11 protein-coding genes are annotated in these 11,784 nt (G+C 44.6%); 5 read left to right on the top strand and 6 right to left on the bottom strand.

All coding sequences use genetic code 11. The features are described from left to right. The first annotated feature begins 216 nt into the window (after nt 1–216). Together ABO04_RS03680 and ABO04_RS03675 are read left to right on the top strand one after the other, a co-directional pair. Nucleotides 217–1,077: a long-chain N-acyl amino acid synthase gene (locus ABO04_RS03680; RefSeq protein WP_160809343.1), complete on the top strand. Its 861-nt coding sequence runs from the start codon at nt 217–219 to the stop codon at nt 1,075–1,077. Nucleotides 1,078–1,243: 166 nt separating this feature from the next. Continuing rightward, the gene (locus ABO04_RS03675; RefSeq protein ID WP_160809342.1) at nt 1,244–2,224 is read left to right on the top strand and encodes a fatty acid desaturase; all 981 of its coding nucleotides are present in this window, start codon (nt 1,244–1,246) and stop codon (nt 2,222–2,224) included. Nucleotides 2,225–2,292: 68 nt separating this feature from the next. On the opposite strand, the gene ABO04_RS03670 is transcribed toward ABO04_RS03675, so the two are convergent. The 3 genes from ABO04_RS03670 to ABO04_RS03660 form a co-directional block, all read right to left on the bottom strand. After that, nucleotides 2,293–3,117 carry a PEP-CTERM sorting domain-containing protein gene (locus ABO04_RS03670; protein ID WP_160809341.1) on the bottom strand — a complete coding sequence of 275 codons (825 nt, stop codon included), beginning with the start codon at nt 3,115–3,117 and terminating at the stop codon, nt 2,293–2,295. Nucleotides 3,118–3,248: 131 nt separating this feature from the next. Further along, on the bottom strand, nt 3,249–4,325 hold the full coding sequence (locus ABO04_RS03665; protein ID WP_160809340.1) for a nitroreductase family protein: 1,077 nt from the start codon (nt 4,323–4,325) through the stop codon (nt 3,249–3,251). A 1-nt stretch (nt 4,326) separates the two neighbouring features. Beyond that, on the bottom strand, nt 4,327–5,202 hold the full coding sequence (locus ABO04_RS03660; RefSeq protein WP_164504245.1) for a ThiF family adenylyltransferase: 876 nt from the start codon (nt 5,200–5,202) through the stop codon (nt 4,327–4,329). Between the two features lie 192 nt (nt 5,203–5,394). On the opposite strand from ABO04_RS03660, the gene ABO04_RS03655 reads away from it, so the two are divergent. Next, a complete protein-coding gene (locus tag ABO04_RS03655; protein ID WP_160809339.1) occupies nt 5,395–6,627 on the top strand; it encodes an FtsX-like permease family protein in 1,233 nt (410 codons plus the stop codon). A 256-nt stretch (nt 6,628–6,883) separates the two neighbouring features. On the opposite strand, the gene ABO04_RS12025 is transcribed toward ABO04_RS03655, so the two are convergent. Beyond that, nucleotides 6,884–6,991, bottom strand: a complete 108-nt coding sequence (locus tag ABO04_RS12025) for a nucleotidyltransferase domain-containing protein (protein ID WP_240141402.1) — start codon at nt 6,989–6,991, stop codon at nt 6,884–6,886. Between the two features lie 286 nt (nt 6,992–7,277). On the opposite strand from ABO04_RS12025, the gene ABO04_RS03645 reads away from it, so the two are divergent. Continuing rightward, the gene (locus ABO04_RS03645) at nt 7,278–8,489 is read left to right on the top strand and encodes an ABC transporter permease (protein ID WP_160809338.1); all 1,212 of its coding nucleotides are present in this window, start codon (nt 7,278–7,280) and stop codon (nt 8,487–8,489) included. A gap of 26 nt (nt 8,490–8,515) precedes the next feature. On the opposite strand, the gene ABO04_RS03640 is transcribed toward ABO04_RS03645, so the two are convergent. Both ABO04_RS03640 and ABO04_RS03635 read right to left on the bottom strand, forming a co-directional pair. Next, complete coding sequence (locus ABO04_RS03640) at nt 8,516–9,967, bottom strand: DUF1302 family protein (protein ID WP_240141401.1); 1,452 nt, start codon at nt 9,965–9,967, stop codon at nt 8,516–8,518. Between the two features lie 137 nt (nt 9,968–10,104). Then, nucleotides 10,105–10,797, bottom strand: a complete 693-nt coding sequence (locus tag ABO04_RS03635) for an ABC transporter ATP-binding protein (RefSeq protein WP_160809337.1) — start codon at nt 10,795–10,797, stop codon at nt 10,105–10,107. Nucleotides 10,798–10,868: 71 nt separating this feature from the next. Between ABO04_RS03635 and ABO04_RS03630 the strand changes: the two genes are divergently transcribed. Beyond that, entirely contained in the window at nt 10,869–11,654 is a 786-nt protein-coding gene (locus ABO04_RS03630) for an outer membrane lipoprotein-sorting protein (protein ID WP_160809336.1), read from the top strand. Nucleotides 11,655–11,784: the final 130 nt, after the last annotated feature.

Raw genomic sequence — 11,784 nt, 5'->3', positions numbered from 1 at the left:
CCCGGCATGAGTTATGGAGACAGTTTTCGCTGCATAAGAATGCGCATAAATTTATAACCAACTGATTAATAATATTTATTTAAACAGGCATGAATTTTGCTTTCATTGATTAAGTGACAACTTAGCATTCAGCGATTTACTCATTTTTATCAAGCCAATTTCATCATCGCATCATACCTATTCAGTCCAGAAAATAACTTACGAGGCATACCGTTCATGCAAACTGCGCATCATCTTCAACCAGGGATCACAGCACAAAACATTCAGCCAGCACATATTCCGCTTCACTTTCACCAACCCGATTCTCTCTCACCTAACAATACCTATCAGCAATTCCCCCGCCCCCGAAAATACCAAACCTTCAAGCACCCAAACAGCAATAATCCGAATCGCATAACTGAAACAGACTGCCTACTGCAACGTAACGGCTACAGTATTCACCTGGTCAACTCGCTCAAGCAGCGCATCAAAGCTAGTACACTCATCAAACGCATGTATGCCTCACGTGGTTACCAGACTGAAAATACCTCTGTTTTTTCAACATCCTCCAATCAATACACTTTAGAAGCACGTCGATCGCGGCAGCTTATCGGCACACTAACGTTAACCATTGATTCAGATGACGGGTTGCTGGCTGATACGTTGTATAAAAAAGAATTAGACCAATTTCGCAAACAGGGCCGCAAACTTTTTGAAGTTTCAAAACTCGCATTTAGCCCGGAAACCAGCTCAAAAGAGATATTTGCTTGCATATTTCACACAGCTCACATTTTAGGTCACTATCTGCACGATGCCAGCGACGCTGTTGTTGAGATCAACCCACGCCACGCTGTTTTTTATAAACGCATGCTGGGCTTTAAGCAGATCGGGGAGCTGCGTACCTGTCCGCGCGTCGATGCGCCCGCAGTATTACTCCAGCTGAATATGGAATATATGAAAGAACAAATAGCTGCGTTAGCTGAACGGACTGAATACAAAAGCAGAAGTATTTATCCGTACTTCGTTTCCAAGAATAAAGAAAAAGAAATTATCCATATTATTCAAGAAAGACAAGCTAACCCTATCTCTTCTATATAAAGAATGGATCTCAGCCATCATCAGATTTGAGGTTATCATCCAAATTTTCTGAAAGTACTACAAACTCATTTAGCTTATTCATAATCGTGCCGTTGTAAATGAGTACCAGAGACGGAGTTACATCTGCCTTTTGGAAACTCACGAAGAAATCAACGAGGTAGAGATTATGAATAAACCAGCTTATCTTCTGCCAGCCTTATCTGCCGATAAAACTGCTTTATCCGATCAGGCGCGCAAAGAAATTCAAATGTTAAGTGGTGCACGGCCACTGGTATTTTTTGCGCAAATTATCAGCGCCTGGTGCGTAATCATCGCGGTTATTGTGCTGTCAATCCACGTTGATAACATCTGGATGACCATTTTAGCCATCCCAATCATCGCCACACGATTCAATATTTTGGGATTACTGGCGCATGAACAGGTGCATCAACTCGGTTTACGAGGGCGTTATGGCGACATTCTGACCAATATTCTGGCTGCTTACCCGATAGGAATTACAGTAGAAGATTATGCCAGGGTCCATCTGTCACATCACAAATACTATTTCACTGAAGATGATCCGGATTTCTTGCGCAAGTCCGGTCCAGATTGGACATTTCCGATGCCTACCCGGCATTTGATCAAACTATGCCTGAGCGATCTGTGCGGAATCAGTCTCTATAAAATCCTGAAAGGCAAGCGACTTGAAAATAAGACTGTTTATAAGCGATTACACCCTGCCCCCGAATGGTTACAACCCGTTTTTTATATAACAGCTGCTGCGTTACTGACTTACTTTGCAATCTGGCCGATATTTCTGATTTACTGGGTGCTGCCACTTGCTGCCTTCACTCCTTTAATTGTGCGACTGGGTGCGGTCTGTGAGCATATTTATGGAAAACCGGCGGCAAGTATTATTGAATCATCTCCACTGATCATTTTACGGTGGTGGGAGAAGCTGATCTTGCCTAATCTGAATTTTACGTTGCATGCTTATCATCATTATTTTCCAGGAGTTGCTTGGTGTAACCTGCCCAAAGTTCATGAAATCTTTAAGCGCGAGAATCTGATCAATGAGGATGCAGTGTTCCACGGTTATCTGCCATACCTGAAATATCTGCAAAATCGTGGCACGAAGATACAAACAGCTATTACTCTCAGCAATTAAACGCACCAGAACACGAGAATTAAAAAGCCCCGTTTATCGGGGCTTTTTAATTCATAACAAAACTAATATCAGCTTCTTCTACGCGTTACAGCACCCATCCCCAAAATGCCCAAGGCCAGCAAAGCCAGCGTGGCAGGTTCCGGTACATTAGAGGTTCTGACCAATGCATTCACACTACCTTCTTGCGTTAGACTAATATCAGCACATAAACCAGCAGCACTAAAATCACAACCATAAGCAACAGCTAGTGGACTTCCCGGCCGATACTTATTTGTAGTATCAAGTGCAAATCTTATCTCCCCAGGCAACAGGTTTTTCCCGGAAATATCCTGAAATAGATTAGCATAGGTCTCAGTTGATAACTCAGCAGTTATATTTGATGTTCCGCTTACGTCCGTCGTCCCGATAAAGCTACCTATCTTTCCGCCAGAAGGATCAGCTATGGAAAGAGTAGCTATAGTCGGCCCACCAAGTTCTTGAAGAGTAATGCTACCAACTCCAGGAGTGTATGAAAAACTAATTTCACCAGTCGAGCTAATACCAGTGACCGTACCAGCTAAACCAGAAAAACTATACTGGATTTGATTAGTCAACACTGATAGTGGCCCAAAATCACCACTTCCTGGGACATTTTCACTTGAGTAAGTGATAGAGAATAACCCTCCGAGGTTGGTAAATTTTGCGCCAACAAAAACTTCACCTGCTGCATCCAGCTCTTGGGTAACCGTACTAAACCCCCCACCTACGACCAGATGACCGATATTATTATTATTTCCCCCTGAAAGATTCATCTGCCATGCATCCAAAATTTCCCAACCTGCTTGGGCCGGAACACTCGCCAGTGCAGCAGAACCTGTCAGCACCGCCGCTAATGCTATTTTTCTAAATTCCATTTTTATCTCCAGAAATTAATTTACGGGCACTCCCAGTCATATATAAGCACAACTCATGCCATGCATTAACAATCATATACTTAGCGCATAAAATGTATTTATTTTTCTCGGCGTGTAAAAAAAACCGACGTTTATTCAAGTCTCCACATCAGATCGCTCAATGATAGACGCGCTGAACGTGAGCTTGGGTGTGATGAGATTCCGATACGACACATAAAAACGTTCTGCTCTGTTCTGGATCCTGAAAATGCATGAAATTTTTTCGCCAGCTTATCCACTTCCTGATTGACCGCATCCAAACGAGATATCTTTATTTTTCGAGAGGAATACCAGTTAAAAATGACAGGAGTCATCTCAGGCTGTAGAAACAATCCGTTGGCTGTACAAGTCAGCCACACACGCTGCATCACCATACCTGCTGAAACAAAATCAATCAATGTCTCCGGTACCTTCACTGTTTTAATAGTCAGATGAGCAGCACAAAATACTGCTGGCAGAAAATCAAGTTGAATACGTGGTGCAATTGTTCCAAACAGATAACGGTTAAAAAAATCCAAGCGATCCCAACTTTGCATGACCCAGCGCATCAAGCAAGCTGTTAAGGGATCTACTCCCACAGCACGCTCCGGTATACGATCCTGGCTTACAGTTACTCCCCATTCAATGATTTGCTTATGTACCACATAGGCTTCCGGGCAAGTCAACCGGATATGTGCATTCTGCCAGAGCAGCTTCGCTACTTCATATCGATCTGCCAGCGTTTCAAAAAACTGTACGGTGTAATCTTCACCTGCTGCAATCTGTATAGCAGTACGTTGATTTGCAGTCAGTGGAGTGGTCCTCATTGGCCGCCTCTGAACAGTACGCACCTCAATGAATGGATATAATGGATCACGCATGAGTGTTGAATCCGGTTCAAATTCAACATCATAAATTGGTGCAGTAGCTGATGTCTCCGCTCGGAGCACCCAAACAGCTTTTAAACCATACCCGGTTGCTGCAATTCGTATCGTTTCAAGTAATGCACCATGTGCCATATAGCTGGCTCGTCCTTCAAAATCATACAGACACCAGTCACGTGTATCATGGCCATGTATCGCAACATGATTATGATCGATAATCTCGAACCGCCATGGCTGGGTGTTATCCCCACTGGGAGCCCAGCGTGCCAGATCAAGAATCTTATGTAATATATCGTAGTCAGGCATGTCATTCTCCATAAGCGTCCGTGCGTGAAAGTATTTTACGGGCCACTCTCAACGTAATTCGTTGAAGAATATTACGGTTTCCTCCCGGTCGCCAAGTTCTCACAAATCTGTTCCGGTAAATATCAAAATGATAACCATGGGGGGCGACTATTGTTTTTCCACGATTAAGCAGTATTTTTAGCGCTTCAGTTGCAGCCAATCCACTGCAAAGCTGGCATGCCATTATGGTTGATGGACCTTTATGCCTCAAAAAGTCAACGCGAGATGGATCAACCAGATAACCCATCTGCAACATTGCTGGAGATAAACCAATCAGGAAGCGAATCAGCATTTCCTGTTCATCACACCCTTCCAGACAAAAATATTCTTCAAAAGACATTTTTTTTGGCAAAAAAACAAGAATAGCGGCCCCCATTCCTAATGGTGCAGCAGTAACAGCTGGAATCCCCAAGCGCTGACATGCAGCGAAGGTTGCCCGACGGGCAGAAACAGCAAAAAAATCCAATCCATCCACATACAGATCAACATCTTTGAGGAAATTATCGATGTTAGTCTCATTCACACCTTCCTTGAATTGCCGGATAGCAAGATCAGGGTTGATGTCCAGCGCCATGTCGGCTAGCACTTCGACTTTGGGTTTTTCCAGGGCAGATACAGTTGCGCCTGCTTGCCGGTTGAAGTTGCCAATTTCGAATGTGTCAAAATCGGCAATATTGAATGCGCCAATACCCAGACGCGCCAAAGTCAATAAGTGTCCTCCTCCAACACCGCCCATCCCGGCAATGGCAATACGTTTACCTTGTAATGATATTTGCTCGGCTTCGGTTACCCAGCCAATATTGCGTGAAAATGCGGCTTTATAATCAAAATAGTTCATTATTTCCAACCTGGTTATTTATCACAACTCTGAAAATATTTTATTTGGTAAAGAAATTCATCTATTTCACAAGTATCAGTCATATATGTTTTCATACCGGTTACTCACCTGTTTTATCTGGTTTTCCGGATTGATTTACAGTGAATCATTTGTACACTGCCGTTTTAATGTAAATAACTTCAAGCTAAATTTATGTCCCAGCTTAAATTGGCCTTCCGCAATCTGTCTCGCCATACACGCCGTAGTGCTGTATCCGTTGGTACGGTTGCTTTTGGCATGATCGCACTGCTGCTTGCAGGTGGCTTCATTCAGTGGATTCTTCAAGATTTTCGCGAAACAACCATTCATTCTCAACTGGGCCATCTGCAAATCGTTAAACCCGGTTATTTTGCGACCGGCAAAGCTGATCCGTATCATTTTCTGTTTTCGGATGATTTGGCGCAAAAACTGTCGAAAAATTTTACATTTGATGATGGGGACATGCCAATTAAGGCTATCGTACCGCGCCTGAGCTTCAACGGTCTGATCAGTCACAATGAGGCAACATTGTCGTTTATTGGCGAAGGGGTAGATCCTGAAGAGAAAATATATTTCAGCGATGCATTGCAGATTGTAGCTGGAAAGCATTTAGCTGCCGATTATCCAAATCAATTGATTATGGGTGCTGGGCTGGCGCGCAATCTCGGTGTAGTAGCTGGCGATACCGTTGTGTTGTTGGCCAATACCGCAACCGGCGGGATCAATGCGGTAGAAATGACGGTGGGCGGGTTATTTACCACGGTGACCAAATCCTATGATGATAGCGCGCTACGTCTGCCAATTAATACAGCCAGAAAATTATTACGCACCGAGGGCACGCACAGCTGGGTGGTGTTGCTAAACGATACAAACCAGACGGATGTTGTACTGGCGGCGTTACGTGACAAATTACCATCGGAGCGTTTTGAAATCGTTCCCTGGTATCAGTTGGCTGATTTTTACAATAAAACGACGGTGCTATTCACGAAGCAGGTGCAGGCGATCAAATTGATCATCGCTATTATTATTCTGCTGGGTATTTCCAACACCATGACGATGAATGTGATGGAGCGTACGGGTGAAATCGGGACGGCTATGGCATTGGGCGTAAAGAAAATCAATATTTTGCGGCAGTTCCTGTGGGAAGGTATGCTGATTGGGTGCATAGGCGGTACGCTGGGCGTGCTAATTGGCCTGCTGCTGGCGGCGGTTATTTCTGAGATCGGCATTCCGATGCCACCACCGCCCGGTATGGCGCGCGGCTATATTGGAGAAATTCTTATCCAGCCGAACATGGTATTAGAGGCATTGACGCTGGCTGTTTTTGTGACGTTGATCGCCAGCGTTTATCCGGCATGGAAAGCATCCCGTATGCAGATTGTCGATGCGTTAAGGCATAACCGGTAAAATATATGCTGTGCATTTTCAGAAGGAAATAGATCTGATCGAGTGAATGCAATGCATCCATTATTATTACTACTGGATTACTTCAATCCCATGGATTTCGCAACGACGAAAAATAGAGCCGGATCGTCCATCATTTGCGACGTTTTAATCACAAGACAACTCTTCTGTTATTGAAATAGAACAGCCGCCTGAAGTACTGCCAGTGGTAATAATCTGGTACCGCATTACGGTGAAAGCAGCTCGCAGATTGAGCAGATCAACTGCATAACCTTGCCACATCTGCCAGTTCATTCCCGACTTCAAACAGGGTCAAGGGATCAGCATAGCCCCCTACCAGTACAGCCAGATCCAGATCACTATCCAACCTGGCTATGCCTTGAATATGGCTACCGAAGGCATAAATTGCCAGTCAGTCTGGTTTGAGTCTGCAGAGAATAGACGAAAGCATCACGTTTAATATCAGCTGTTTCATAATGATCGCGCTGGGTATATCGGTGGAACCATGGAAGTTATACAAGTCATTCTTAACTGGTACATTATGTCAAACTCTGATTACCATAAATCAATTTGATTCCAGCCGCTTATCCGCAGTAACTAAAATATAGGCTAGTTTGCACAGTTTTTTACAACCTTACATATTTCGGAAAGCCATGTTCAAACTCGCACTACGCAATATTTTCCGCCAGAAAATTCATACGCTGATGACGCTGGCGGCAATCATTGCCGGAGTTGCTGGCATTATTCTGGCAGGCGGATGGGTGCATGATATTTATACCCAGCTCGGGGAGGCGCTTATCCACTCGCAAAGCGGACATCTGCAGGTATATCGCCAAGGCTATTTTGCCGCCGGCTCACGTTCACCAGAAAAATATCTGATTGAATCTCCACAATCCTTACAACAAAGCATTGCCAGTGAAGAAGGGGTTGAGCAAGTCATGGCACGGCTCAATTTTTCTGGATTACTCAACAACGGCAAAAGTGATCTGCCTATTATTGGTGAGGGCGTAGAGCCTGATCCGGAAGCAAAACTGGGCAGTTCAGTCCGGATTGTCAGGGGGCAGCAGCTGGCAGATAAGGATACATTCGGTATTTTATTGGGAAAGGGCGTCGCACAGGCGCTGCAGCTACAGCCGGGCGATCCGGTAACGCTGCTGGTCAATACACTGGATGGTGCGCTCAACAGTCTGGATTTTGAAGTTACTGGTATTTTTCAGAGTTTTTCCAATGATTTTGATGCGCGTGCCATCCGCATTCCGCTGGCTGCGGCGCAAGAATTACTGGGTACAGATGGTGTGAATGCGCTGGTAGTTTTACTACAGAGAACTGAAACAACAGATGCAGTCACCACAAAACTGAAACAGACATTGGCTTCATCCGGTATGGAAATTAAAACCTGGGTAGAGTTAAACGATTTTTATAAAAAAACAGTGGAGCTGTACAAAGGTCAGTTCGGTGTGCTGCAGATCATTATCCTGGTCATGGTACTGCTCAGTGTCGCCAACAGCGTCAATATGAGTATTTTCGAACGTGTGGGCGAATTCGGAACGATGATGGCTTTAGGTAATCGCAGCAGTCAGGTATTCCAGTTGATCATCAGCGAGAATTTGCTGCTCGGGCTAATCGGCGGCAGTCTGGGCGTGGGGGTGGGTATATTGCTGGCTTTGGTTATCTCTGCAATCGGAGTTCCAATGCCACCTCCACCTAATGCGGATATGGGTTATACAGCGCACATTCAGATCGTACCTTCTGTTCTGCTGCTCGCATTGATTATCGGTTTTACTGCTACCGTACTGGCGGCGATTCTGCCTGCCAGGCACGTCTCACGTATACCGGTCGTCGACGCATTACGGCAGACTATTTAAGTGTAAATTTTTTCGACACATTCTTTCTAAAAAGAGAAACGCAGCTCGGTGTAGACCCGATCACTTTGGTTAAATCGACCCAATAATCCAGTTGCCGGGCCATTGAAAATATCGGCACCGGCTGCCAGTTTCCAATTTTTTGAAAAATTCCAGGTCAGGCGCGGACGCAACATCCATTCATCGCGATTAAAACTGTGAATCAACAATATTTGCCCCTGAAAATTGCGCCATAAATCACCCTGCAGGAAAATACTGCCGCCACTTTCCAATCGATCCTGAAAAATGTCACGATCATAATTCAGATAAGCTCGCTGGAAAAACTGCAGATTCATTCGCACATCCAGCGGCAAAGTAAAATCAAGCCCCAGCGCATAGTCGATTGTATCCTGCTGTACCAGGCCCTCCGGCGGCGCCAGACGGGCGACGTTAAAACGACGCCCATGGGTATAGACGAACTCGCCTTTAAGCACGGCTGGCCCAAGATCTTTAGTAACAGTTCCGCCTGCCTGGTCAATTTCATTATGCTGTGCCTGAAATAACAGTGGTTCCCAGGGCTGACTGATCTGGTGAAAAGTGGGTGTCGCATCCAGGCTGTGATAATAGAATGCTGAAACATCCCAGCCATTTATCAATTGCGACAGGCGAATCCCATAGTTTGAATTGCTGATATTACGCCCGGATCGATCTTCTTTGAGAAAACTGACGGGCGCTGTAAACGGCAATTTGAACGGGTAAAAATCACCGCCGGGCCGACCGACCTCGTCCAGGCTGGCAAATGGAATCCAGATCAGGTCGGCATGAAAGTCATTTTTCGTGTACTCGGCACGAACAGCCCACTGCGGAATACGCATGATATCGAAATCAGGCAGTACAAATTCACGCATATCTTTGGCAGATACGACATCCGCAAAGAACAGTCCGACCATTTCCCCCCAGACGATATGCTGACGCCCAATACGAAAATCGAAATCAGCAGCAGATACATCCAGATAGTTCTCTCGCAGAAAAAACTCGAACCGATGATCTCCACGCACCTGTCGCGGATAAAAATCCGATATATCGTGAATTGCGTCATAATCAACACGGGCGCTGAGCTTCCATTTTATATTCGGACTCAATTGACCAAGATTTGACAATTCTGAACGCAGGCGTAATTTGGAAGCATGCTTTGGATTAGCAATCGTTTCAGCAAATTCCAGTTGTGAAAATCCACGCCATGAAGCAGTTGGATGGAACGGTTGTTGTGGCTTACTGCTATCCACACTGTTTTCCTCAAACAGATCGTCCAACGTGAAAGCCTGTGCCACCTGATTGACATCTGCCTGGTTCCCCATAAAGGATGGCAGTCTTTTACCGGAATCCATATCAGCAGCATCGCATTCTGGCATCGTTCCCCATAACATCAGCAGCAACGATGCCAGAACTGCAACAACGCTACTCGGAACAGTCATTGGGCTATCTTTTTTGTTCAAAACCATGCAGAAAATCTTTTTTAGATTCAATGAGCTGCTTATGCGCAAGCCTCAAAGACAATAAATTTGTTTTTGCGAACATCATCTTATCTGGTATGAAACAATCCAAAGAATAAAACAATCTGGACATGACCTTGCCTTAGTCAGACAGAAGCAATACTCCCTTCGATAAGCTGTCCGTCTTCAATATGCACCAGGCGATCTGCCACCGCCATGACCCTAGTATCATGGGTTGAGAAAATAAAAGTTGTATGACTGCTACGGTTGATTTCCTTCATCAGTTGTAGAATACCTTCACCAGTCTTATGATCCAGATTGGCTGTCGGCTCATCTGCCAGAATAATTTTAGGCTCAGTGGCAAGTGCCCGGGCAATGGCAACGCGCTGGCGCTGACCACCACTAAGCTGGTTAGGACGATGGCGAGCGAACGCTTTCAATCCGACAATGTCAAGAAATCTTACAATCCGTTCACAACGTTTCGCGGTGTCCAATTCCTTGAATTGCAGCAAAGGATATTCAATATTTTCTTCAGCTGACAGAACTGAAAAAAGATTAAACGTTTGAAAAATAAAGCCTATGGTTCTAGCTCTGAGTTCTGATAACTGATCAGGTGTTTGTCCGCTCGTATCCTGACCGTTGATATAAATCTTCCCGGAAGAAGGCGTATCGATACAACCGATCAAATTAAGCAAAGTAGATTTTCCACTGCCTGAAGGACCGGCAATAGCGAGAAATTCACCATCCTCGATTTTTAGATTGATATTTTTCAGTGCGTGAACCTGGCTGTCACCTAAGGTATATTCCTTGAATACATTTTCAAAATGGACAACATTCATTTACCTGATCCTGAATGAATATACTTAAAACAGTCTGAATAAATTGTACGAGCTGCTTATGGAGATTAAATATGAATTTACGCCCGCTATGGTTTGCACTGATTGTCAATTTTATTTTATTGATCCAGGGGCAAATCGCATTGGCAACTTCAATAGAGATTGAAAAGGCTGCTGTAAAAACTGATATTACGGCTGAAAGTATACTGGAAAGGGCGGATGAAATTCGCTTCCCACGAGAGAGCTTCCAGGTCGATGTCGTTATCCGTACCACGACTCCTGATCATTCTGAAGACATGTACCGTTATCAGGTACTTTCCAAGGGGAATGAAAACAGCATTATCAGAATTATTGAACCGGCTTCCGAACGTGGACAGACCATCCTCATGAAAGGACGCGATCTGTGGATTTTTATGCCCAGTGTTTCACAACCAATACGACTGGCCCTTTCCCAGCGTTTAACAGGCCAGGTTGCCAATGGCGACATTGCTCGCGCTAATTTTACCGGCGACTATCACCCACAGCTGTTACGTAATGAATCAATTGATGGCGAAGATTTTTATGTACTTGAACTGACAGGTGTAGATCGCTCGGTTACCTACCAGAAAGTACTGTTATGGGTTAATCAATCCAGTTTCAGGCCGTTTAAAGCAGAGTTCTACTCTGTTTCGGGCCGTTTACTCAAGACCAGCCATTACGAAAATTTTAATACCATTCTTGGAGAAGAACGTCCGACCCGCATCATTATGGAAGATGCTCTGAAGTCAGGTGAAGTTTCGGTGCTTGATTACTCGGATATGAAGTTGCGTGATCTGCCGGATAAAATTTTTACCAAGGACTATCTGAAAAGACTCGAATAATCCGACAAACTAATCGAACCCAATAATAGCGAATGGAGTTATTGACGGCACAGCCAGAAAGTTTTCCTGCCTGATTGTTTTACTGCCACAAACCTCTAAAAAACTTTCAATAACCTACTAAACGGACACG

The sequence above is a fragment of the Nitrosomonas sp. HPC101 genome (genome assembly GCF_009833125.1).
Taxonomy (GTDB): domain Bacteria; phylum Pseudomonadota; class Gammaproteobacteria; order Burkholderiales; family Nitrosomonadaceae; genus Nitrosomonas.
Note: the sequence above shows the minus strand (reverse complement) of the source record. Positions and strands in the feature narration are given on the sequence as shown.